This is a genomic window from Mesorhizobium sp. A556, from assembly GCF_054489545.1.
Window position 1 is genome coordinate 117,791 of record NZ_JBTMXA010000007.1, and the last position, 24,356, is coordinate 142,146.

Genomic DNA, 24,356 nt, shown 5'->3' on the forward strand with positions numbered 1-24,356 from the left:
CCCCCTTATACGCGCTCGATGATCGTGGCGGTGCCCATGCCGGCGCCGATGCACAGCGTCACCAGAGCGGTGTTGAGGTCGCGCCGTTCGAGTTCGTCCAGCACCGTGCCCAAAATCATCGCGCCGGTGGCACCCAGCGGGTGGCCCATGGCGATCGCGCCGCCATTGACGTTGATCTTGTCGTGCGGGATGTCGAAAGCCTGCATGTAGCGCAGCACCACGGCGGCGAACGCTTCGTTCAACTCGAACAGATCGATATCGGACAGCTTCATCTTGGCGCGATTGAGCAGTTTTTCGGTCACGTCGACCGGGCCGGTCAGCATCAGCACCGGCTCGGAGCCGATGTTGGCGAAGGTGCGGATGCGGGCGCGCGGCTTCAGCCCCATCGCCTTGCCGGCTTTCTTGGAGCCGAGCAGCACAGCGGCGGCACCATCGACGATGCCGGAGGAATTGCCGGCATGGTGGACGTGGATCACTTCTTCCACTTCCGGGTGTTTCTGCACGGCGACCGCGTCGAAGCCGCCCATTTCGCCGGGCATGACGAAGGACGGGTTGAGGGCCGCCAGCGACTGCATGTCGGTGGACGGGCGCATGTGCTCGTCATGGTCGAGGATGGTCAATCCGTTCTGGTCCTTGATCGGAATGACCGAATTCTTGAACCAGCCCTTTTCCCAGGCGTGCGCGGCGCGCTTCTGGCTTTCCACGGCATAGGCGTCGACGTCGTCGCGCGAAAAACCGTATTTGGTGGCGATCAGGTCGGCCGAAATGCCCTGCGGCACGAACCAGCCGGGAAAGCCGACGGAGGGGTCCATGTACCAGGCCCCGCCCGACGCGCCCATGCCGACGCGGCTCATGGATTCGACGCCGCCGGCGATGACGATGTCGTCCGCCCCCTGTGCGATCTTGGCGGCAGCGAGATTGACGGCGTCGAGTCCGCTAGCGCAGAAGCGCGAAATCTGCATGCCGGGGGCCTTGTCGTCATAGCCGGCCTCGAAGGCGGCCGAGCGCGGAATGACCGCGCCCGCCTCGCCGACCGGATCGACGCAGCCGAAGATGATGTCGTCCACCGTCGAAGTGTCGAGCCCGTTACGGTCGCGGATGGCTTCCAGCGTCCTGGCCGCCAGCCGCACCGCCGGCACCTCATGCAGCGCACCATCCTTCTTGCCGCGTCCGCGCGGCGTGCGCACCGCGTCATAGATGTAAGCATCAGCCATTTTTCGACTCCTCGGTTTGCGGATCGACGCTAGAGCGAGCGGCCGATCAGCAATTTCATGATCTCGTTGGTGCCGCCATAGATGCGCTGGACGCGGGCGTCGCGGTACATGCGGGCAATGGGATACTCATTCATGTAGCCATAGCCGCCATGCAATTGAAGGCATTCGTCGACAACTTTTCCCTGCAGGTCGGAAAGCCAGTATTTCGCCATCGAGGCCGTCACAGGATCGAGCCCGCCGGCAAGGTGGCGCTGGACGCAATCATTGTAGAAAACACGGCCGATAGTGATCTCGGTCTTCAGTTCGGCAAGCCTGAACTGGGTATTCTGGAAATCGAGGATCGCCTTGCCGAACGCCTTGCGTTCCTTGACGTAGTCTATGGTAAGCGCCAACGCACGCTCGGCCATGGCAATCGCCGTGGTGCCGATCATCAGCCGTTCCTGCGGCAATTGCTGCATGAGTTGAACGAAGCCCTGCCCTTCCTCGGACCCGAGCAGATTGGCGGTCGGCACGCGCATGTCGGTGAAGAACAGTTCCGATGTGTCGTTGGCCTTCAGCCCGATCTTGTCGAGGTTGCGGCCGCGCTCAAAGCCTTCTTGCCCGTCTGTTTCGATGACGATCAGCGACGTGCCCTTCGCGCCCTTCTCCGGGTCGGTCTTGACGACGACGACGATCAAATTGGCAAGCTGGCCGTTGGTGATGAAGGTTTTCGAGCCGTTGATACGGTAGTGGTTGCCGTCCTTCTCCGCTCGCGTTTTCACGCCCTGCAGGTCGGAGCCGGCACCCGGTTCGGTCATGGCAATCGCGCCGATCAGTTCGCCGGTGGCAAGCTTCGGCAGCCACTTTTTCTTCTGCTCCTCCGAGCCGTAATGGAGGATGTAGGGCGCGACGATGGCGTTGTGCAGGCCGATGCCGAAGCCGTCGACGCCGACATGGCCGATGGCTTCGATGATCGCGCTTTCATGGGCAAACGTGCCGCCCGAGCCGCCATATTCCTCCGGCATCGAGGCGCACAATAGGCCGGCGCTGCCCGCTTTTTCCCAGGCCGAACGGTCGACCATCTCCGCTTTTTCGAACGCGTCGTAGCGCGGCGCGATTTCCTCCGACATGAACCGGTGCGCCATATCATAGAGCATGGCGACGTCTTCGCTGACCCAGCCGGGCTTGGGGAGGGAGAGGATTTCCGAGGGGTTGTTGGCCATGCCTTTGCTCCGTCAGAACGCCTCCGCCGGCAGCGCCATCATCGTATCCGCGCCACTGGATAGACGCGCCAGATGGGCCGAAGTTTCCGGCATCACACGCTCCATGAAGAAACGCGCCGTGACAAGCTTGTTCCCGTAGAATGCCTCGCCGGCCTTTGCCTGCGCGACCTTGGCCATCTGTCCCCACATGTAGCCGAGCGCGACGAGGCCGAAGAGGTGCATGTAGTCGGTGGAAGCGGCTCCGGCATTGTCGGGGTTCTTCACGCCGTTCTCCATCAGCCACAACGTGGCCGCCTGCAGATCGTTGAGGCCCTTCTTCAGCGCCTTGGTGAAGGGCGCCATCTGCTCGTCGGCGCGGCTTTCTTCGCAGAACTCGCCGACTTCCTTAAAGAAGGCCTGTACGGCACGGCCCCCATTCAGCCCCAGCTTGCGGCCGACGAGGTCGAGCGCCTGGATGCCGTTCGCACCCTCATAGATCATGGCGATGCGGGCATCGCGCACGAACTGGCTCATGCCGTGTTCTTCGATATAACCGTGGCCGCCGAACACCTGTTGCGCCATCACCGCGTGGTCGAAACCCTTGTCGGTCAGCACGCCCTTGACGATGGGCGTCATCAGGCCGAGCAGGTCGTCCGACGCCTGCCGGTCGGCGGCGTCACCTGAGCGGTGCGCCACGTCGGATTTGAGTGCGGTCCACAGCACCAGCGCGCGGCCGGCCTCGTTAAAGGCCTTCATGGTCATCAGCGCACGGCGGATGTCGGGATGGACGATGATCGGATCGGCCTTGCCGTCCTTATTCTTCGGGCCGGTTAGCGAGCGGCCTTGCAGGCGGTCTTTCGCATAGGCGACAGCGTTCTGGTAGGCGATTTCCGACAGGGATTGCCCTTGCAGGCCGACGCCCAGGCGCGCCTCGTTCATCATCGTGAACATGGCTTTGAGGCCGCCATTTTCCTCGCCGAGCAGCGCGCCTTCAGCTTCGTCGTAATTCATGACGCAGGTGGCATTGCCGTGGATGCCCATCTTCTCCTCGATGGAACCGCAGGAAACCTTGTTACGCTCGCCGCTTTTACCATCGAGCTTAAATTTGGGCACGATGAAAAGGGAAATGCCCTTGGTGCCTTCCGGCGCGCCCTCGATGCGGGCCAGCACCAGATGAACGATGTTGTCGGCCATGTCGTGCTCGCCGGCCGAGATGAATATCTTCTGGCCGGAAATCTTGTAGGTGCCGTCGCCATTCGGCACGGCCCTGGTGCGCAACAGGCCGAGATCGGTGCCGCAATGTGGTTCGGTCAGGTTCATGGTGCCGGTCCACGAACCCTCGATCATTTTGGGCAGAAAGGTAGTCTTCTGCTCGTCGCTGCCGTGGGTGACGATGGCCGCAATGGCTCCCTGCGTCAGGCCCGGATACATCATCAGCGCCATGTTGGCCGAGATCATGTATTCGCTAACCGCCGAATACACCGCATAGGGCAGGCCCTGCCCGCCATGCTCCACGGGCGCCGCCAATCCCATCCAGCCACCTTCTCGGTATTGATCGTAGGCTTCGCGAAACCCATTCGGTGTCGTCACCGAGCCGTCGTCGTGGCGGACGCAGCCCTCCATGTCGCCGACGCGGTTGAGCGGCAGCATGACGTGTTCGGCAAGCTTGGCGCCCTCTGCGAGGATCGCCTCGAGCACGTCGGGCGTGGCATCGGAAAAGCCGGGAAGGTTCGAATAGCGCTCGTACCCCAGGACTTCCTTCAGCACGAACAGGGTATCGCGCACTGGCGCCGTATAAATCGGCATGTCTTTCTCCACCTTGCAGTATTGGCGACAGGCACCCGAAAGCGTCGCGGATCGACGCCCATCCATTATCAAAAAGTGACGTTTGCGTAAACGTCACTAGCCACGAAGACCTATCGGGCCGCGCGCGCAGCAGCAGCCGTGCGCTCGGTCAGCATGATGCGGACCACCGACATCGATTCGCCAAGCTCGGCGATAGCTTCCTCGATGGCGGCACGCTGCTTCAACAGGCGGGCCATCTGCTTTTCCGACTTGTCGAGCGCCACCTTGAGCTGTTTCGTATTGGCGCTCGCCGGATCGTAGAGATCGATCATCTGCTTGACGTCGCGCAACGAGAAGCCAACCTTGCGGCCCAGCAGGATAAGCTTCAGCCGCGCCTTGTCGCGCCTGGTATAGAGCCGGGTCGCGCCCTCCCTCTGTGGATGGAGCAGGCCCTTGTCCTCGTAGAAACGCAACGTCCGTAGGGTCACGTCAAAGGCTTTCGCCATCTCGCCGATGCGGGTCAGGCCGTCATCGCCCTTCGAGCCGGCGGCGCGAATTTCAGTTTGGCTGTCGACGTTCAATTCCATGGTCACCCTCCCCGTATCCACGGCGCAGTCTGGATTGCCTTGCCCGTGCAGACCGCTTCCGGCTCGCCCTTCCGGATCGTGGACAGGGCAAATAGCGAGATTTGCGTGTCTGCTTCTTACGTTTACGTAAACGGTATACGAAATTCGACCCCGGGTTGCAAGAGGCATCGCATCGCCTGACGCGCGAAGGGGAAACCGGTTTTAAGACGACGCGATCATATCAAACGAGGCTGAGGCGCGCGTACCGCTCCAGCGACGCAGCTCCTTCTCCGGCTGCTTCCGGTGGCCCGTTCCTGAACAAATCTTGAAGGTTCTTAAGTTTGGTTAACGCGTTGTTTACCATGTCGGGGGAAATGTGCGCATGTCGGTCACCGTGGTCACCCCTGTATCGAGTTTTTCACGGACTTCGAAGCGCTGAGCAGAACGGGCCATCAGGTCGCCTTTTTGTGAAGCCGCTGCGATCGCGACAGGAGTTGAGGGGAAACCGGCCTTCGCCGGTCATTTCGAAAACGGGCGTCCCGATGAACAGCAAGCGGTCCTATCTCGATACACTCAACGCCGGCCGGCAACGCAGGCCGCTCGGCTCGCTGGATCAACTCAACCAGTCGCTGGAGGCGCTGGAACGGCAGATCGCCCGGCCGCGCGACGCGGAGCCGCGCTATCCCGGCACGCAGCCTTACGCGCAGCGGCCGCTCGAAGAGCTTCGTGCGCAAAGCCGCGAACGGCCGATACCCTACCCGCAGCCCCGTTCTTATCAGGAGCCCCACCGTTACCCGGAACAACGTCCGGCGCCGCAGGCCGCGCCGCGTTTCGAGCAGAACTACCAGGCGCTTGCCCGCGACATCGACCGCGCTCGCAGCCAGGAAGACGGCATCGCGACGGTCGGCAAGATCGCCAGCGAACTGAGCAGCCTGCGCGAAGAACTTCGCCACCAGATGACGGCCGGCCTGCACCGTGAATTCGAATCGCTGCGCAACGATATCGGGCGCGCCTACAAATCGGCGCCGTCTTCCAAGGAAAGCGCGGAGCTTGGGCGCGAATTCGAGCGGCTTTCAGGCGCGATCCAGACGCTCGCCGACAAGGGCGACGACCGCAGCATCAACATGCTTCGGCTGGAAATGGAACAGATCAAGGGCGCGCTCGATCTTCTGGCGCGCGAGGAAAGCGTCCAGTCGGTCGACCGCCGCTTCGACGATTTCGACCGGCGCTGGAGCGCCTTCGAAAACCGGGTCGACGCCGCCGCAGGCTCGCGGGCGGACGGCCCCGGCATCGCCATGCTGGCCGAACGGCTGGAGCAGATCGGCAGCGCCGTCAACAATTTGCCCGAATCGCTGTCGCTTCGATCGCTGGAAGAGAAACTGCGCACGCTGGCCAGCGCCGTCGATCATTTTGCCAGCCGCGAGAACGATTTCGGCCCCGATACGCTGGGCATGATCGACGAGCGGCTGGACGAGATTTCACGCGCCATCGTCGCCTCGAGCGTCGCCGCGCAGTCCAGCAATCTGGACCCGGAACTGTTCGAGCGCATCGAACACCGCATCGCCGCCCTTGCGCAGCAGATCGAGGAAGTGGCGGCCGAGCGGCCGGGCGGCGAGACGATCGACCGCCTCAACATGCTGTCGGCCCGCGTCGACGATCTGGTAGCCAACGCCAATCTGCCGGAGCAGGCGATGGAGCGCCTCGGGCAACAGATCGCGATGATTGCCGACAAGATCGAACATGCGCCGGCCACGCCGGATGCCGACTATATCTTCCAGGGGCTGGAGCAGCGCTTCGATGCGCTTTCCGGCATGATGGAACGCCGCCAGGACGATGCGCTGGAACAAGGCAACATGCTGTTTCGCGATCTGGAGCGGCGGCTGAGCGAGGTTGCCGGCAGGCTGGACGAGCGTGCCTCGGGCGTGGACATCGACAGCGGCGGCATCATGGATGCCATCGACGCCCGCTTCAACTCGCTGGCGCAGCGGCTGGAGACACGTGCGCCGGATCCGGCAGGCCAGGCGGCGCTGCGCGGGCTGGAAAGCCGGCTCGAAGACATTTCGGCGCGGCTGGATGCTTCCGCGGCCCAGGTCGCCAATATCGATCCGGAACTGATCCGCAGCCTGGAAGCGCAGGTCACCGGCCTGTCCGCCCATCTTTCCCGCCCCGGCACGCCGCTGCCGGAGTTCGAGGACATCAGCCCCCGGCTGAGCGAGATCGAGCGCTCGCTGACCGGAGCGCATGACACGATCATCAGCGCGGCGCGCGAGGCGGCGGAGAACGCCGTGCGCTCGCTGGCCGGGTCGAGCGCCAACACGCAGGCCGTTTCCGGCCTTGCCGATGACCTGAAAACCCTGGAGAAGCTGACGCGGCGTTCGGACGAGCGCAACTCGAAGACCTTCGAGGCCATCCACGACACGCTGCTGAAGATCGTCGAGCGGCTCGGCTCGCTCGAGCACCGCGAGGCAGCCGAGCCGATCCCGGCGGCAAAGATCGCGATCCACGACGCGCCCTCCATGGATATCGACCAGCCCGCATCGCTGGCGGATGCCATGAGCACAGCCGACACGATGTCCGCCGTCGATGACGTCGAGCCGGTGACGCGCACGCCGGCGCAGGCGGCCGCAGCTGCGGCGCTTGCAGCGCTCGGCTCGGACACCATCGTCGACCAGCCGGAGCGGACCGGGCGCAGAAAGTCCATGCTGGGCGGCCTCGCCCGCGCCTTCGCGAAGAAGGATGTCGACGCTGACGCGCCTGCCGGTTCCGCGCCGACAGTGGATGCGCCAAGCGTCGACCTTGACGAGCCGCTCGATCCCAAGCTTGCCAACCGGCCGCTGGAACCGGGTTCTGGCGCGCCGGACCTGAACGCCATCATGAGGCGGGTGCGCGACGAGCGTGCGCAACCGACCCGCCAAGGCGAGGTCGACGCCTCCAAGTCGGACTTCATCGCCGCCGCCAGGCGCGCCGCGCAAGCCGCCGCAGCCGAGGCCGATACGCTGAAGCGCCAGTCGAGCCTTGCCGGCACGACCGGCTCGCGCAAGCTGGGCGACCTGCTCAGGGCGCGCCGCAAGCCGATCATGATGGCCGCCGCCGCCATCATGCTGGCGCTTGCCGGCATGCAGCTCGGCAAGGCCTTCCTGTCCAATCCCGACCAGGCCGCCAGCAACGACGCGCCGCCTGCCGTGGTCGAACAGAAGACGGAAATCGCTTCGGCCGCTCCGACGCCTGTTGCTGTCGAAGACATGGGGGCCGCCGAAAATATCGGGGCCGTCGAAAAGGCGCAGAACACCGCCGGCACCGAACCGGTACGCGTCGTCGGCAGGCCGGATGCTTCCGATGCAACGACCGGCAGTGGCGCCGAAGAGCCACCCGCCATGACCGCCGGGTCGCATGACGAGGTATCGCCGGTCCATGCCGATCTGACCGGCACCGAGACGGCGACGCCCGAGATCGAACACGCATCCATCGGACAAGCGCCAGCAACGATCGCAGCCGACACCACCGGCGCGGTGATCCCCGCATCGGCCAAGCTTGCCGCAGCCGACCCTGCGCCGACCGCCATCGACATTCCGGCCGGGGCCGGCCCGGAGGCTTTGCGCCAGGCCGCATCGGAAGGCGACGCCAAGGCACTGTTCGAAATCGGCTCTCGCTATGCCGAAGCGCGCGGCGTCAAGGAAGATATGGCTTCCGCCGCCAAATGGTACGAAAAATCGGCTGAACTCGGTTTCGCGCCGGCCGAATACCGTATCGGAAATTTCTACGAAAAGGGCCTCGGCGTTGCCCGCGACATCCAGAAGGCCAAGACCTGGTATCAACTCGCAGCCGGACAGGGCAATGCCAGCGCCATGCACAATCTTGCCGTGCTGTTTGCGATGGCGGCCGACGGCGTGACCGACAATGAGTCGGCCGCGCGCTGGTTCCAGGCGGCGGCGGATCTGGGGGTCAAGGACAGCCAGTTCAACCTCGGCATCCTTGCGGCTAAGGGCGTCGGCATGCCGCAGAATCTCGAGGACGCCTATAAATGGTTCGCGCTCGTGGCCAAGACCGGCGACAAGGACGCCGCCTCCAAGCGCGACGAGATCGCCAAGGCGCTGCGCCCCGAGCAGCTTGAGCGCGCCCGCGCCACGACGGAGCTTTGGAAGGCCAAACCCCTCGACCAGGCGGCCAACTCGGTCGACATTCCCGAATCCTGGCACGAGGGAACGCCTGCCGTGACGGCCAGCATCGACATGAAGAAGGCCGTGCAGAACATCCAGCGCATCCTGAACAAGAACGGCTACGATGCCGGCGGCGCCGACGGCGTGATGGGGCAGAAGACGAAGACCGCCATCATGGCCTTCCAGGGCGACAACGACATGAAGCCGACCGGCGAAGTCGACGAAAAGCTGGTCAAGGCGCTGCTTGCGCACAAATAACGGCGTCGGCGTCGTTTCCACGACGCCACGCCACAAATTTGCCTGTTAACCGCTTGAGATGTCTTTCGTTTCGACATCTGACCCGCATTGAGCCGTCACGGCAAGATCGGGTTAGCTTTTCGGTGTTATAGACAAGCAGCGGCCATGTCGGCCGACAGGCAAATTGGTTGAGACAGACGGGTGGGCATTTATCTCCCGATCGCGGAAATTTCCGTCAATGTCTTCGTACTGCTGGCAATGGGCACAGCGGTCGGCTTTCTGTCGGGTATGTTCGGCGTGGGTGGCGGCTTCCTCATCACCCCGCTGCTGATCTTCTATAACATCCCGCCGGCCATAGCGGTCGCCACCGGCGCCAACCAGGTCATCGCCTCATCCTTTTCCGGCGCGCTGTCGCACATGAAACGCGGAACCCTCGACTTCAAGCTCGGCGGGGTGTTGCTGGCTGGCGGCGTCGTCGGCTCGACCGGGGGCATTTTCGTCTTCGGGATACTGCGCCGGCTGGGCCAGCTCGACCTGTTCATTTCGCTGCTCTATGTCGTGCTGCTCGGGACCGTGGGCGGCCTGATGCTGGTCGAAAGCGTCAATGCGCTGCGCAAGACCCGCAGCGGGGCTGCGCCCGTGCTGAAGAAGCCCGGCCAGCACAACTGGATCCACCGCCTGCCCCTGAAGATGCGCTTCCGCGCCTCGAAACTGTTCGTCAGCGTCATCCCGGTGCTGGGCCTTGGCGCGGCCATCGGCTTCCTGTCTTCCATCATGGGCGTTGGCGGCGGTTTCATCATGGTGCCGGCGCTGATCTACCTCCTGAAGGTTCCCACCAACGTCGTCATCGGCACTTCGCTGTTCCAGATCATCTTCACTTCGGCCTATACGACGCTGATCCATTCGGCGACCAACCAGACCGTCGATATCATCCTCGCCTTCATCCTGATGGCGGGCGGCGTCGCCGGCGCGCAATACGGCGCCAAGGTCGGGCAGAAGCTGCGCGGCGAGCAGCTGCGGGCGCTGCTGGCGCTGCTGGTGCTGGCGGTCGCCATCCGCCTTGCCATCGACCTGTTCGCCCGGCCGCCCAACCTCTATTCGCTGTCAACCGTAGGCCTCAGTTGATGAGGGTCTTGCACAAATTCCTCTGTATGCTCGCGGCGCAAGGCACGCTAGCATTCGCTTTGGCCGCAGCAGCACAGGCGCAGCCACAGGCGCCGCGCGTGCAGACCCCCGCGCATCACGAAGGCATCCAGATCGGCCTGTCCACGGACAATGTGTCGATCACGGCGGGCTTTTCGGGCGCCGATCTCACCATTTTCGGTTCGCTGGAGGACGCTGACCCGCAGGTCGCAAGGCAGGGGCGCTACGACGTCATCGTGGTGCTGGAAGGGCCGGGGCAGCCAATCGTGGTCCGCCGCAAGGACAAGGTGTTGGGCGTGTGGGTCAATCTCGAATCGGAAACCTTCGACAACGTGCCGGTTTCCTATTCGATGGCCAGCACAAGGCCGCTTCAGGACATTACCGAACCCAACAGCTACAGGCAATTGTCGCTCGGCCCTAGCAACATCTACATGCAGCCAGCGGAAGGCGACGACAGCAGCCCCTCAACCATCAAGGAATTCACCCAGGCGCTGCGCGACCGCAAGGCGGCCGCCGGGCTCTACAGCGAGAATGTCGGCGGTGTGCAGTTCCTGTCGCAAAACCTGTTTCGCGCCACGGTGCGGCTGGCGCCCGACGTGCAGATCGGCACCCACAAGGCGCGCGCCTTTCTGTTCAAGAACGGCCTCTTCATCAAGGAAAACTCCGCGCAACTCGAGATCCGCAAGTCCGGCTTCGAGCAGATGATTTTCCGCCTCGCCCATAACCATTCGGTCTTCTACGGCCTCTTCGCCGTCTTCCTGGCGATCGTGACCGGCTGGCTGGGCCGTGTCCTGTTCCGCAAGGACTGATGCGGCGCTAAGTCAAGGCGAGGTAGACAATCCGCCCCAGCGCGCCGAGGAGCAGCACAAATGTCGCGATGGCCTGGATGAAGAATCCAGGATATCGCTTTTTCGGCTCCGAGATGTATCCGACGAAATACGCCACGCGGCCGATAAGCCACAGGACGCCGAAGCCGGCTGCCCAGCCGGCGCTCCAATAAATCGCGAACAGCCACATCGCGGGAAGGAAGATCAGCAACCATTCGAGCGTGTTCGTGTGGGCCCGAACGGCTCTTTCGAGCAGCGGATCGCCGGTCATGGTCGGGGCGAGGATACCGGTCTTGCCATGGGTTCTCGCCACGGTCAGGGCCATTGCGAATATCACGAGCCCGCAAAGCAGGGTCACGATAGCGACCGAGTAGTACCTTTCCATGTCAGCTCCCTTCTGCCTCCGCCCCAGATAGCCGCAACCCTCACCCCGGCCGCAGCATCGAGTGTGGCAGCGCGAAGATACGCTGCGCGCCGAGCATGTAGGCCATCAGGCTTTCGCGGCGAAACAGCCCGGCATAGGCGCGGTCGAGCACGTTGAGCGAGCCGGTATAGGCGCCGAAGGCCGGCATGATCATGCGCCCGCCATCGCCGGCAAAGCAGCGCCGCCGTACCGAGCGGCCCCGCTGCACGATGCGCGCGCACGGATGCAGATGGCCTGAAATCTCGCCCTCGATCCTTTCCGCAGAAGGCTCGTGCCTGAACGAAAGCGCGCCAATGGCGATCTCGCGCACCGTCTTGCCGGACAGGCCGGCAGGCGCATCGGGATCGTGGTTGCCGGCGACCCAGAACCAATCGCGCCCTGCCATCAGGGCTTCAAGCTGTTCGCGAAAGGCCGGGTGCATGCGCGCAGCCCCGCCGCCGTCATGAAAGCTGTCGCCAAGGCTGATGACGATGACCGGCTGGTAATCCGCGATCACTGCTTGAAGCCGCAGGAGGGTCGCTGCCGTATCATAGGGCGGGATCAGCGCACCGCGCCTGGCCAACGACGAACCTTTTTCCAGATGCAGATCGGACACCACCAGAAGCTGGTATTCTGGGAAATAAAGCACGCCGCGCCTGTCGCAGACAGCAAACTCGCCGGCGATGCCGACAAGGTCGCCCCGAACAGGGTCACCGTGGATCGGCGGGGCGCTGGCGGCAGCGAAATTCATCCTTTGCCCATGGCCTCCTCGACCAGATCGGCGGCATCCATCAGAAGCGTTTCGTCGGCCTCGCCATTGACCGGCATCTTGCCGACTTCCAGCATGATCGGCACGGCCAGCGGCGAGATGTGTTCAAGGTGCTTATGCACGATTCGCCCGTGGATGCGCGAGAGCATGTCGGCCAGTCTCCTGACATCGAGCAGCCCGGCGGCAGCATCCGCCCGCGTCGCCTGCAGCAGGATATGGTCCGGCTCGTGGCTGCGCAGCACGTCGTAGATGAGATCGGTCGACACCGTCACCTGCCGCCCACTCTTTTCCTGACCGGGATGGCGCTTTTCGATCAACCCCGAAATCAGCGCACAGGCGCGGAAGGTACGCTTCAAAAGCCATGAATCGGCCAGCCAAGCCTCGAGATCGTCACCCAGCATGTCCTCATCGAACAGTTCACTGAGCGACGGCTTTTTCGCCCGGAACATCTGTCCCATGTCGCCCAGCGACCAGACGGCAAGCGCGTAGTCGGTGGCGACGAAACCGAGCGGCCGCGCGCCAGCCCGCTCCAGCCTGCGTGTCAGCAACATGCCGAGCGTCTGGTGCGCCAGCCTGCCCTCGAACGGATAGGCGACCAGATAGTGCCGGTTGCCGCGTGGAAAAGTTTCGATCAAAAGATCTGCGCGCTTCGGCAGCACCGACTTTTCCGCCTGGATGCGCAGCCAGTCGGCGACCTGCTCCGGCAGGTTTTTCCAGCGCGCCGGGTCGTCCAGCATGACGCGTACCTGTTCGGCCAGATAGGTCGAAAGCGGAAATTTGCCGCCGCCATAATAAGGCACCTTGGCGTCGCTGCCCGGCGCGTTCGAGACGAAACATTCGCTCTCGCGGATGCCCTCGAAGCGCAGAACTTTTCCGGCAAACAGAAACGTGTCGCCATGCGTCAGCGTTTCGAGAAACGCTTCCTCGATCTTGCCCAATGTCATGCCGCCGCGTGACGTCGACGCTTTCGAGCCCGCCTTTACATAGCGCACGTTGAGCGCCGGCACCTCGATGATGGTGCCGACATTGAGCCGGTATTGCTGGGCGAAGCGCGGATGCGAGACGCGCCAGAAGCCGTCCTTGTTCTGACGGATGCGGGCATAGCGCTCATAGGCTTTCAGCGCATAGCCACCGGTGGCGACGAAATCGACGACGCGGTCGAATGTTTCGCGGTCGAGATCGGCATAGGGGGCTGCCGTGCGGATTTCCGCGAACAGGTCGTCGGCCAGAAACGGTGCACCGCAAGCGCAACCCAGCACATGCTGCGCCAGCACGTCGAGCCCGCCGGCAGTCAGCGGCGGCGTGTCCTGCGCGCCAAGATAGTTGGCGTCGAGGGCTGCCCGGCACTCCAGCACCTCGAAACGGTTGGCCGGGATCAGGATTGCCTTCGACGGCTCATCCATGCGGTGATTGGAACGGCCGATGCGCTGTGCCAGCCGGCTCGCCCCCTTCGGCGCGCCGACATGCACCACCAGATCGACATCGCCCCAGTCGATGCCGAGATCGAGCGTCGAGGTAGCGACGATGGCGCGTAGCGCATTGTCGCCCATCGCCTTTTCGACGCGCCGGCGCTGGCCGACATCGAGCGAGCCGTGATGCAGCGCGATCGGCAACGTATCCTCATTGACCCGCCACAGTTCCCGAAACAGCAGTTCCGCCTGGCTGCGCGTGTTGACGAACAAAAGCGTTGTCCTGTGCCGTTTGATGGCGTCGTAAATCTCTGGCGTCGCATAGCGCGCCGAATGCCCCGCCCACGGCACGTGTTCTTCTGAATCGAGGATGGTAATATCCGGCTTTGCGCCGCCTTCGACGGTGATGAGGCTGGCCATTTCGCCGGGCGGATTCTGGCTGACCAGCCAGCGCCGCAATTCGTCCGGCTCGGCTACCGTCGCCGACAGGCCGATGGTCTGCATGGCGGGCACGAATTTGCGCAGCCGCGCCAGTCCCAGCGCCAGCAGATGGCCGCGCTTCGATGTTACCAGCGAATGCAACTCGTCGAGCACGACGTAGCGCAAATCCTCGAAGAAGCGCACGGCGTCGGCAGACGCGATCAGCAGCGCCAGTTGTTCAGGCGTCGTCAGCAAAATGTCCGGTGGCACCAGTTTCTGCCGCGCGCGCTTGTGCTGCGGCGTGTCGCCGGTGCGGGTTTCTATCGTGATGGACAAGCCGATTTCCGCCACCGGCTTGCCGAGATTGCGCTCGATATCGACGGCCAGCGCCTTGAGCGGCGAGATGTAGAGCGTGTGGATGCCGCGCCGGGCAGCGCCGGGTTTTCGCTTGGGCCGATGCGCCAGTTCGGTCAGCGTCGGCAAGAACCCGGCCAGCGTCTTGCCGGCCCCGGTCGGCGCGATAAGCAGCACCGATTGCCCGGCTTGAGCGCGGGAAAGCAGTTCGATCTGATGCGCGCGCGGAGTCCACCCCTTTGCCGCGAACCATTTTACGAACGGTTCGGGAAAACGGACAGCGGTATTTTCGTCGGCAAGGGGCTGCTCGATGGTCACCCGGCAGAGGTAGCGCGGCGGCGGGCAATCGCCAAGGAAATTCTGGAACAAAAGGTGATCGGAGCCGGTGACGCTCCCGGCCTACTCTGCCGCGACGCCCTGCTGGAAGGCGGCAAGGGCAGCCTTCAGCCCGTCAGGACCGGCTGCCACCGTTTCCGGCAACGGTGAAAAGCCAGCGCCCAGCATCTTGCGGCCAAGCATGTGGTCGCCGGGACGGTTGACGGATTCAATGCCGAGCAGTCGGTCGCCAGCATAGTGGTAGAGGGAAAACCGGTTCTCGTCGAAATCGCCCAGCACCACATTGCTGTCGCTGCCGGCGGTGAGGCCAACCATCTGCAACTTCATGTCGCCGATGTCCGACCAGAACCACGGCACCGCGGCAAAGGCATCCGCATGGCCGGTGATGGTGCGCGCCGCGAGACGCGCCTGGTCGGTGGCGTTCTGCACCGATTCCAGCCGCACGTCGCCGCCGGTGAACCAGTGGCGGTAGCTGGCGGCGTCGCCGATCGCCAGCACCTGCGGCGTCGAGCTTCGCATCTGCTGGTCGACGCTGATACCATTGCCGATGGCGAGGCCGGCGGCTCCAGCCAATTCCATGTTGGGCACCACGCCGATGCCGATGATGACCATTTTCGCCGGCAGCCGCTCGCCGGCGCACGTAACCGCCGCCACGACATGGCCGTTTTCGCCCTCCAGCCGCTGGACCGTCGTGGCGGTCAGGATGCGCACGCCCAGCGCCTCCAGCCGCTTGTGCACATGGCTGGCGACGACCGGCGCAACGGCGCGGCCGAGCAGACGCGGCGCCGCCTCGACCACCGTGACCTTGCGGCCACCCGCCGTCAGTGTCGCGGCGATTTCCAGGCCTATGAAGCCACCGCCGAGGATAACGACTTCCTCGCTTTGGCCGCTCTGGTCGCGGATCAGGCGCGCATCACTAATCGAGCGCAGAGACAGCACGCCGGCAAGATCCGAGCCGGACAGCGGCAGCAGGCGCGGGCGCGAACCTGTGGCTAGGACCAGGCGGTCGAAGGCCAGCGTATCGCCGCCGGCGATCTTCAGCCGCTGGCCGCCAAGGTCGATGCGCTCGACCGTGACGCCGGGGCGGAAATCGATGGCATTTCCGGTATAGAAGGGCTCTCCGCGGAGCGGCTGTGGCTTGGCCTCGGTATCCTTGATGAAGGTCTTGGACAGCGGCGGCTTGTGGTAGGGAAGTTCGTTCTCGTCGCCGAGCAGGATGACCGGACTATCATAGCCCTCCTCGCGCAGGCTGGCCGCCGCCTGCACCCCCGCGTGACCCGCACCGACAATGACGACGCCGTTCTTCATGCTGCACCTATCCGTTCGGCATCCTAGCCAGGCCGCGAAACCGGCGATTGTCCAGTTCCGCCGCGAATGCCGCACTCCGGGTCGCACCCGGAATGCCCTTTTGTCAATCTCCCACCCATGGAGCGCCTGAAATAGCTGGCCTGCGTAAAACATGAGCCATTTAGTTTAGAATTATTCTAAACTATTGTTTCGATTGTCTTTTCTTGACAAAGACGGTTGACTTTACGGACGAGCATCGTTTTATGTGAGGCAGCGCTACAGCGCATCCCTTTGATGTCTGGGCCTTGAACCCGTTCGATTGGAGGCATTTCGGTGTCTTGTTATCCGGACCGCGCGACGCGGCCATTTTTCGACTTGCCGTCCGCGCAGCAAAGCCTGCGCCTTGATCGTCATTCGCACATTCCGCAACTGGCTCCCGGCCATGCCCATGGCACGGCCGCTGCCCTTCCATGCTGACAGTTCCCAGGAGACGACAATGCTGAAAATCGTCAAGACCCGATATGCCGGCAGGCTTGCTGCCCTTGCCGCCACGGTCGCGCTGACGGCCGCCGTCTTCGTGTTGCCGGCAAAGGCGGAAACCGACGCCAAGACGGTCATCAAGACCTATTCCGATATCGCTCTGGCCAAATACGAGGATTCGCTGACCACCGCGCAGGCGCTCGACAAGGCGGTCGCTGCGCTGATCGCCAAGCCCTCGACTGAGGCGCTGAATGCGGCGCGCGAAGCCTGGAAGGCGGCGCGCATTCCCTACCAGCAGACGGAAGTCTATCGTTTCGGCAACCCCATCGTCGACGAATGGGAAGGCCGGGTGAATGCCTGGCCGCTGGATGAAGGCCTGATCGACTATGTCGACAAGGGCTACGGCACCGAATCGGACGGGAACTCGCTCTACACGGCCAATGTCATCGCCAACAAGACGATCAAGATCGACGGCAAGGAAATCGACGCCTCGAACCTGACACCGGAATTCCTCTCCGGCACGCTGCAGGAGGCGGGCGATATCGAGGCCAATGTGGCTATCGGTTATCACGCCGTCGAATTCCTTCTATGGGGGCAGGATTTGCACGGCACCGGCCCAGGCGCCGGCGAGCGCGCCTATAGCGACTACGACACCGCCAACTGCACCAACGGCAATTGCGACCGCCGCGGCCAGTACCTGAAGTCGGCAAGCGACCTTTTGGTCTCGGACCTGGAGGAGATGGTCGGCAACTGGAAAGACGGCGGCGCGGCGCGCAAGAACCTCGAGGAGGGCGAGCCGAATGCCGGCATTTCGGCCATCCTGACCGGCATGGGTTCGCTGTCCTATGGCGAACTGGCGGGCGAGCGCATGAAACTCGGCCTGTTGCTGCACGACCCGGAGGAAGAGCATGACTGCTTCTCCGACAATACCCATATCTCGCACCTTGAGGATGCGGTCGGCATCCGCGACGCCTATCATGCCAGCTACAAGCGCATCGACGGCTCAGTCGTATCCGGTCCTTCGGTGTCCGACATGGTCAAGGCTGCCGATCCGGCACTGGACAAGGAATTGTCCGACAAGCTCGGCCTGACCGTCGCCAAAATGGAGGCGATCAAGGCGCGCGCCGAGGCCGGCGAGGCCTACGACCAGCAGATCGGCGAAGGCAATACCGAGGGTAACGCCACCGTGCAGGCGGCAATCGACGGACTGGTCGACCAGACCAAGTCGATCGAGCGCGTCGTGTCGGCGTTGAAGCTCGACGCCATCGCTTTCGAAAGCTCGGACAGCCTCGACGCACCGGACAAGGTGTTTCAGTAAGTCGGGGTTTTCCAGTAAGTCGGGGTTTCTCCGGAAGCGGGAGCGAAACCCGCTTCACAGGAACGATTAGCCAGATGGAGGTGCGCTCCATCAGCCAAAGAGACGAAAATGCTGATCTGTCAGTGCAATGTCATCACGCAAAAGGAAGTCGAGCAGGCAATCATCGCCCTGCTCGACCAGGACCGGTGGCAGCTTATCGTCCCGGCCAAGGTCTATCATTCGATGCACAAGCGCGGGCGCTGTTGCGGCTGCTTTCCAAATGTGGTGGAAACGATCATTCGGGTAACCGAGGCGTATCACGCCAAATCCGCGACGGACGGCGTGGATATCGTTACACACCTGGACCGTGTCAGGGAACTGCGCGTCCAATACGGGAGTACGACCCATGAAAGGCGAACCGCAAATCATCGAGCGGCTTAACGAAGCCCTTTTTCTGGAACTCGGAGCCGTCAATCAGTACTGGGTGCATTTCCGTCTGCTGGAGGACTGGGGCTACACCAAGCTCGCCAAGAAGGAGCGGGCAGAATCGATCGAAGAGATGCACCATGCAGACCGCCTTGTCGCCCGCATCATCTTTCTCGAAGGCCATCCGAACCTGCAGTCCGTCGCGCCGTTGCGCATCGGGCAGAACGTGAAGGAAGTGCTGGAATCCGATCTCGCGGGCGAATACGAGGCCCGTACCGCCTACAAGCGCTCGCGCGAGATTTGCAATGAACTGGGCGACTACGTGACCATGAAGCTGTTCGAGGAATTGCTGGCGGACGAGGAAGGGCACATCGACTTCCTCGAGACGCAGCTCGACCTGCTCGCTTCCATCGGCGACGAAAAGTACGGCCTGCTCAACGCCGACGCCGCCAACGAGGCGGAATAAGGACATGCGGGAATGCGGCGCATACTAGATTTTCTGCGCCGCGCGCGAGGTTCTTCCTTCTCTCCGTTTACGGGGAGAGGGTGTCACGAAGTGACAGATGAGGGGCAGCGCGTGCCACGCTCGCGTCGCCCCTCATCTGCCTGCCGGCATCTTCTCTCCGTTTACGGGGAGAAGCCCGCTATCTTCAGTCTTGCTGCCTTGTTTGGCACTGTTTTCCTATTTGCGGCATGGCCGGCCTTCGCCGACGGCCTTGCCACTACCCGATCCGACCTGACGCCGAAGGATCTGGCGCGGGTCGAGACGGTCACCAAGCCGACCCGCGATTTTTCCAAGGCCGAGCAGTTCGAGCTGATGCAGGGCGGCGCCGGCACCTCGAAGAAGCGCGTCAACGCCGACGCCTTCTCGCACTCCTCGGCCAACATCACCTTCGAGGAAGAAGGCACGTTCAAGCTCGGCAATGCGCTTTTCCGCAAGAACTGGGTGTCGTCGCCATCCTCGACGCAGGCATCCGATGGGCTTGGGCCGCTGTTCAACGCGCGCGCCTGCCAGTCCTGCCACCTGAAGGACGGGCGCGGTCACCCGCCGGAAGCCAGTCTCGACGCCACCTCCATGTTCCTGCGGCTGGCGCGCACGGCAGAGACGGCGCAGGAAAAGGCGGCGGTCGCCAATCACGAAGCGCTCAATTTCCCCGACCCTATCTATGGCACGCAGTTGCAGGACTTGGCGGTACCGGGCCTGTCCGGCGAAGGCCGCATGCGCATAGACTATCAGGAAATGCCGGTGACACTGGGCGACGGCACGACACTGTCGCTGCGCAAGCCGAGTTATTCGGTTGACGACCTCGCCTACGGCCCGCTGGACCCGCGCACGATGCTGTCGCCGCGCATCGCCAACCCAATGATCGGGCTAGGGCTGGTCGAGCAGATCCATCCCGCCGACATACTGGCGCGGGCCGACCCGGACGACGGCGACGGCGACGGTATTTCCGGCAAGGCGGCCATCGTGCGCGATCCTGTCAGCGGCGATCTTACGCTCGGCCGCTTCGGCTGGAAGGCGCAGCAGTCGAGCGTGCGCGCGCAGTCGGCGGACGCGCTGGCAGGCGACATCGGCATTTCATCTCCGGAAGCGCCGCGCCACTGGGGCGACTGCACGGCAGCGCAGGTCAACTGCCTCGCCATGCCGAACGGTGTCCAGCAACGTCTTGGCGATACCGAAGCGCCGGTGCCGGTGATGGACCTCATCACCTTCTATTCGCAGAACCTGGCCGTGCCGGCCCGCCGCGCCATCGAAAAGCCGGACGTATTGGCCGGCAAGCAGGCGTTTTACGCCATGGGCTGCGTTTCGTGCCATACGCCGAAATTCGTCACGCGGCGCGATACGCCGAACAAGGCGCAGGCTTTCCAGCTGATATGGCCATATTCGGACTTCCTGCTGCACGATCTGGGCGACGGTCTGGCCGACGGACAACAGGTGGGCGATGCCACCGGCAGCGAATGGCGCACGCCGCCGCTATGGGGCATCGGCCTGACGAAAAAGGTCAACGGCCATACTTTCTTCCTGCATGACGGACGCGCCCGCAACCTTACCGAGGCAATCCTGTGGCATGGCGGCGAGGCGCAAAAGGCCCGCGACCGCTTCGCTGCCGCCCCTGCCACCGAGCGCGATGCGCTGATCAAATTCCTGGAGTCGTTGTGATGTCGAAGCGGTTTTTCGCTCCGCGGCCCCTTGGGCTGGCTTTTGCGCTGGCCGCGCCGTTGCTGTTGCCGATGGTTCAGCCTGCCGCGGCCGCGGTGAAAGCAGCCGACGTCATCGGTGCGGCCATCGACGGCTTCATTCGGCCCGCTTATGCCAGCCTGCACGATCATGCAGCGACCTTGACGACGACCATGCGGGCGCTTTGCGAAGCCCCCTCGCCGGGCAACCTCGTGAAAGCTCGCGCCGAATTTTCCGGCGCTGTCGAGGCATGGTCGACGGTCGAGATCATAACCTTCGGGCCGATCCGCGAGAATAACAGGCTCGAGCGGATGTTGTTTTGGCCCGACCGCAAATCGATAGGTCTCAAACAGGTGCAGGCAGCCTTGGCCGACAAGGATGCGACGGCGACCGATCCTGCCCGGCTTTCCGGCAAAAGCGTTGCCATGCAGGGGTTCGGGGCACTGGAATTCGTGCTCTACGGCACCGGCGCGGAAGCGCTGGCGACCAGCGACGATCCGTATCGCTGCGCCTATGGCGCGGCGGTCGCCGGCAATATCGAGACGATGGCCGGCGATGTCGCGGCGGACTGGGACAAGAAGGACGGGTTTGCCGAGCTGTGGGCCAATCCGGGCCCGGACAATCCGCTCTATCGCGACGGCAACGAGGCCGTCACGGAATTGATGGGCGTTTTCATCAACGAACTCGAGATGGTGCGCGACGTGCGCCTGAATGGCTTTTTCGGCGCCAACCCCGAGGCCGACAAGCCGAAGCAGGCGATCTACTGGCGCTCCGGCAACACGGCCGCTTCGCTCGCCGCCAATCTGGACGGCATGGACCGGTTGTTTACGGTTTCGCATGTCGGCGATGCGCTTTCGCCCGAGGCGCACTGGATGGCGGATTCGACCCATATCCTGCTCGCCAACGGCGCGGCGGACGCGCGTGCCGTTACCGGGCCGATCGGCGAGGCGCTGGCCGACCCGGCGCGCCGGGCAAAACTCGATCATTTCGCGCTGGTGACGAGTACGCTTTCCGGCCTGATCGGCACCCGCATGACCGCCGAGTTCGGCCTTACCGCCGGCTTTTCCTCGCTCGACGGGGATTGAGGGTGCGCACGCCGTTGATCGATCGGCGCGATTTCCTGAAGGCCGCCGGCGCGGGCTTCGCGGCAGCCCTTGCGCCGTCCGCATGGGCTGCGACGCTCGACGCGGACGCCATATTCGCCACCGCCTTCGTCAAGCGCGACGGCAGCTACGGCGCGGGCATTCTTTCCGAGGCCGGCAAGCTCATCTATGCGGTCGAATTACCGGACCGAGGCCATGATGTAACCTTCGACCCGGTCACGCGGCGCTCGGTGGTTTTTCCGCGCAAGCCGGGCACCATCGCCGTCGTCTTCGACCACACCGGGCATGCCCAGCCGCTGACCATCGCCAGCATTACCGGCCGCCACTTCTACGGGCATGGGGTGTTCTCGAGCGACGGCGCGTTGCTCTACGCGACCGAGAACGATTTCGACAATGCCGCCGGCATGATCGGCATCTACGATGCGCGCGACGGGTTTTCGCGCATCGGCGAATTTCCGACCCACGGCGTCGGCCCGCACGAATTGCTGCTGATGGGCGACGACCGGACGCTCGCCATCGCCAATGGCGGCATCGAAACGCATCCCGACTTCGGCAAGGCCAAGCTCAATCTGGCGACGATGCAGCCGTCCTATGTGCTGATCGACCGCCTGTCCGGCGATCTCATCGAAAAGCACCAGTTGCCGCCGGACCTGAACCGGCTTTCCATCCGCCACATGGACGCCGACCATGCCGGCACGATCTGGTTCAGTTGCCAGTATGAGGGAGCGACCATGGACAGGCCGTCGCTGGTCGGGCGCGCCGCGCGCGGCAAGGATTTGGAACTATTGGAGATGCCGGAAAAGGTGCTGAACGGCCTGCACAATTATATCGGCGCCATGGCCGCCAACCGTGAGGCAGGGACGATGGCGGTGTCGTCGCCCGCCGGCAACAGCTATGTCGTCTTCGACACGAAAAGCGGCAGGGTGGTTTCAGCCACCGGCCTGACGGAAGTTTGCGGCATCGCGCCGGACCGCAAAGGCTTCATCGCCACCAGCGGCGCTGGCATGATCGTTCCAGCAAACAGCGCCGGCATCTCCAAGCCGGATTATGTCTGGGACAACCACATGCACCGCATCGCACAGGCGCGATAGCGCCTTACGCCTAAGCGGCTCTCTTGCCGGCCAGCCGCGCCTTGATGCTGGCGATGTCGGCGCGGGGCGTGGCGGCAAACAGCGTCTTGGTATAGCTGTGCTTGGGGTCGGAAAAAACCTCGTCGCGAGAACCGTATTCCACCGCTTCGCCGAAATACATCACCATGACGTCGTCGGCGATGTAGCGCACGACGGACAAATCGTGGCTGATGAACACATAGGTCAGTTGGAACTCGTCCTGCAAATCGGCCAGCAGGTTCAACACCTGCGCCTGCACGGAAAGGTCGAGCGCCGACACCGGCTCGTCCAGCACCAACAGCGACGGGTTCAGCATGAGTGCGCGGGCGATGGCGATACGCTGGCGCTGGCCGCCGGAAAACATGTGCGGATAGCGGTTGTAGTGTTCGGTTCCCAGCCCAACCTTTTTCAGCATGGCCATGGCAAGGTCGCGCCGTTCAGCGGCCGGCTTGCCAGTATTGATCTTGAGCGGCTCGCCCAGAATATCGCCGATCTTCTGGCGGGGGTTGAGCGATCCGTAAGGGTTCTGGAAAACGATCTGCACCTTGCGGCGCATTTCCCTGGACAGGCTTTCCTTGGCGATGTCGACCTTGTGCCCGTCGATCAGCAGGTCGCCTGCGGTTGCGGGGTCGATCAGCGTGATGATGCGCGCCAGGGTGGACTTGCCGCAACCAGATTCGCCGACGATGGCCAGCGTCTTGCCCTTTTCCACGCTGAAGGAGACGCCCTTGACCGCGTGCACCGTGCGCGCGGCGCGAAACACGCTGCCGGCGACATGGTAGTCGCGCACGATGTTCCTGCCTTCGAGGACCGGCGTCATGATGCAGCTCCCGTGGCATTGGCGGCCGGTTCGAACAGCATGTCGGAGATGGTCGGCAGGCGATCGCCCGTAGCATTGTCCGGCAGCGCCGACAAAAGTGCACGCGTGTAATTGCTCTGCGGGTTTTCGAACAGCGACAGAACGTCGGCCTCTTCCATCTTGCGGCCCTTGTACTGGACGATCACGCGGTCGGCCGTCTCGGCCACCACGCCCATATTGTGGGTGATCATGATCAGGCCCATGCCGTATTCGGCCTGCAGCGAAACCAGCAGGTCGAGAATCTGCTTCTGGATGGTGACGTCGAGCGCGGTGGTCGGCTCGTCGGCAATCAGAAGTTTCGGGTTGCAGGCGATGGCGATGGCGATCATGACCCGCTGGCACTGGCCGCCCGACATCTGATGCGGGAAAGAATTCAGCCGCTCGGCCGGTTCTGCAATACCCACCAGCGTCATCAGTTCGATGGCGCGGGCGCGGCGCTGGGCACGGTCCATGCCCATGTGGAAGCGCAGCACTTCCTCGATCTGGAAGCCGGCCGTGAAGCACGGGTTGAGGCTCGCCATCGGCTCCTGGAAGATCATCGAAATGTCCTTGCCGACGATCTTGCGCCGCTGCTCGGGCGTCAGCGCCAGAAGATCGATGCCATCGAAAGCCATGCGGTCGGCCTTGACCGTCGCCGAACTTGGCAGCAGCCCCATGACGCCAAGCATCGATACCGACTTGCCGGAGCCGCTTTCGCCGACGATGGCCAGCACTTCGCGCGGCTCGACCGACAGGTCGATGCCCTGAACCGCCATGAACGGACCGGTCGAGGTGTCGAACGAGACGGTGAGGTTTTTGATGTCGAGAAGGGGCAT

The 24,356-nt window shown here is 63.5% G+C and carries 19 protein-coding genes; 9 read left to right on the forward strand and 10 right to left on the reverse strand.

Annotated elements, in window-relative coordinates:
- Positions 1-5: 5 nt before the first annotated feature.
- From ACX3P0_RS15585 to ACX3P0_RS15600, 4 genes are all read right to left on the reverse strand, one after another.
- Positions 6-1,214 (reverse strand): acetyl-CoA C-acetyltransferase, encoded by a 1,209-nt coding sequence (locus tag ACX3P0_RS15585; protein WP_459089827.1) that lies wholly within the window; start codon positions 1,212-1,214, stop codon positions 6-8.
- 29 nt (positions 1,215-1,243) lie between these two features.
- Positions 1,244-2,416: an acyl-CoA dehydrogenase family protein gene (locus ACX3P0_RS15590; protein WP_459089829.1), complete on the reverse strand. Its 1,173-nt coding sequence runs from the start codon at positions 2,414-2,416 to the stop codon at positions 1,244-1,246.
- 12 nt (positions 2,417-2,428) lie between these two features.
- Entirely contained in the window at positions 2,429-4,201 is a 1,773-nt protein-coding gene (locus ACX3P0_RS15595) for an acyl-CoA dehydrogenase (RefSeq protein WP_459089831.1), read from the reverse strand.
- Positions 4,202-4,311: 110 nt separating this feature from the next.
- Positions 4,312-4,767: a MerR family transcriptional regulator gene (locus ACX3P0_RS15600; protein WP_459089833.1), complete on the reverse strand. Its 456-nt coding sequence runs from the start codon at positions 4,765-4,767 to the stop codon at positions 4,312-4,314.
- Positions 4,768-5,288: 521 nt separating this feature from the next.
- On the opposite strand from ACX3P0_RS15600, the gene ACX3P0_RS15605 reads away from it, so the two are divergent.
- From ACX3P0_RS15605 to ACX3P0_RS15615, 3 genes are all read left to right on the forward strand, one after another.
- Positions 5,289-9,161 (forward strand): peptidoglycan-binding protein, encoded by a 3,873-nt coding sequence (locus ACX3P0_RS15605; RefSeq protein WP_459089835.1) that lies wholly within the window; start codon positions 5,289-5,291, stop codon positions 9,159-9,161.
- A 180-nt stretch (positions 9,162-9,341) separates the two neighbouring features.
- Entirely contained in the window at positions 9,342-10,265 is a 924-nt protein-coding gene (locus ACX3P0_RS15610) for a sulfite exporter TauE/SafE family protein (RefSeq protein ID WP_459077793.1), read from the forward strand.
- 26 nt (positions 10,266-10,291) lie between these two features.
- Complete coding sequence (locus ACX3P0_RS15615; RefSeq protein WP_459089989.1) at positions 10,292-11,092, forward strand: TIGR02186 family protein; 801 nt, start codon at positions 10,292-10,294, stop codon at positions 11,090-11,092.
- 7 nt (positions 11,093-11,099) lie between these two features.
- On the opposite strand, the gene ACX3P0_RS15620 is transcribed toward ACX3P0_RS15615, so the two are convergent.
- The 4 genes from ACX3P0_RS15620 to ACX3P0_RS15635 form a co-directional block, all read right to left on the reverse strand.
- A complete protein-coding gene (locus tag ACX3P0_RS15620; RefSeq protein ID WP_459077791.1) occupies positions 11,100-11,495 on the reverse strand; it encodes an MAPEG family protein in 396 nt (131 codons plus the stop codon).
- A gap of 40 nt (positions 11,496-11,535) precedes the next feature.
- Positions 11,536-12,264 carry a ligase-associated DNA damage response endonuclease PdeM gene (gene pdeM / locus ACX3P0_RS15625; protein WP_459077790.1) on the reverse strand — a complete coding sequence of 243 codons (729 nt, stop codon included), beginning with the start codon at positions 12,262-12,264 and terminating at the stop codon, positions 11,536-11,538.
- Positions 12,261-14,783 (reverse strand): ligase-associated DNA damage response DEXH box helicase, encoded by a 2,523-nt coding sequence (locus ACX3P0_RS15630; protein ID WP_459089991.1) that lies wholly within the window; start codon positions 14,781-14,783, stop codon positions 12,261-12,263. Before ACX3P0_RS15630 ends, pdeM begins: the two co-directional genes overlap by 4 nt.
- An 81-nt stretch (positions 14,784-14,864) precedes the next feature.
- Positions 14,865-16,109, reverse strand: a complete 1,245-nt coding sequence (locus ACX3P0_RS15635; RefSeq protein ID WP_459089837.1) for an NAD(P)/FAD-dependent oxidoreductase — start codon at positions 16,107-16,109, stop codon at positions 14,865-14,867.
- A gap of 475 nt (positions 16,110-16,584) precedes the next feature.
- Between ACX3P0_RS15635 and ACX3P0_RS15640 the strand changes: the two genes are divergently transcribed.
- The 6 genes from ACX3P0_RS15640 to ACX3P0_RS15665 all read left to right on the forward strand — a co-directional run bounded on the left by ACX3P0_RS15640 (position 16,585) and on the right by ACX3P0_RS15665 (position 22,664).
- On the forward strand, positions 16,585-17,886 hold the full coding sequence (locus ACX3P0_RS15640; protein WP_459077788.1) for an imelysin family protein: 1,302 nt from the start codon (positions 16,585-16,587) through the stop codon (positions 17,884-17,886).
- Positions 17,887-17,994: 108 nt separating this feature from the next.
- Positions 17,995-18,306: a (2Fe-2S)-binding protein gene (locus ACX3P0_RS15645; protein WP_459089839.1), complete on the forward strand. Its 312-nt coding sequence runs from the start codon at positions 17,995-17,997 to the stop codon at positions 18,304-18,306.
- Complete coding sequence (gene bfr / locus ACX3P0_RS15650) at positions 18,272-18,757, forward strand: bacterioferritin (RefSeq protein WP_459077786.1); 486 nt, start codon at positions 18,272-18,274, stop codon at positions 18,755-18,757. The genes ACX3P0_RS15645 and bfr overlap by 35 nt, the downstream gene beginning before the upstream one ends.
- A gap of 198 nt (positions 18,758-18,955) precedes the next feature.
- Positions 18,956-20,452 (forward strand): di-heme oxidoreductase family protein, encoded by a 1,497-nt coding sequence (locus ACX3P0_RS15655; RefSeq protein WP_459089841.1) that lies wholly within the window; start codon positions 18,956-18,958, stop codon positions 20,450-20,452.
- Complete coding sequence (locus tag ACX3P0_RS15660; RefSeq protein WP_459089842.1) at positions 20,452-21,555, forward strand: imelysin family protein; 1,104 nt, start codon at positions 20,452-20,454, stop codon at positions 21,553-21,555. The genes ACX3P0_RS15655 and ACX3P0_RS15660 overlap by 1 nt, the downstream gene beginning before the upstream one ends.
- Before the next feature lie 2 nt (positions 21,556-21,557).
- A complete protein-coding gene (locus tag ACX3P0_RS15665) occupies positions 21,558-22,664 on the forward strand; it encodes a DUF1513 domain-containing protein (protein ID WP_459089843.1) in 1,107 nt (368 codons plus the stop codon).
- Between the two features lie 10 nt (positions 22,665-22,674).
- Here ACX3P0_RS15665 and ACX3P0_RS15670 read toward each other — a convergent pair whose 3' ends face one another.
- A complete protein-coding gene (locus tag ACX3P0_RS15670; RefSeq protein WP_459089844.1) occupies positions 22,675-23,502 on the reverse strand; it encodes a dipeptide ABC transporter ATP-binding protein in 828 nt (275 codons plus the stop codon).
- The gene (locus ACX3P0_RS15675; RefSeq protein WP_459077918.1) at positions 23,499-24,356 is read right to left on the reverse strand and encodes an ABC transporter ATP-binding protein; all 858 of its coding nucleotides are present in this window, start codon (positions 24,354-24,356) and stop codon (positions 23,499-23,501) included. Before ACX3P0_RS15675 ends, ACX3P0_RS15670 begins: the two co-directional genes overlap by 4 nt.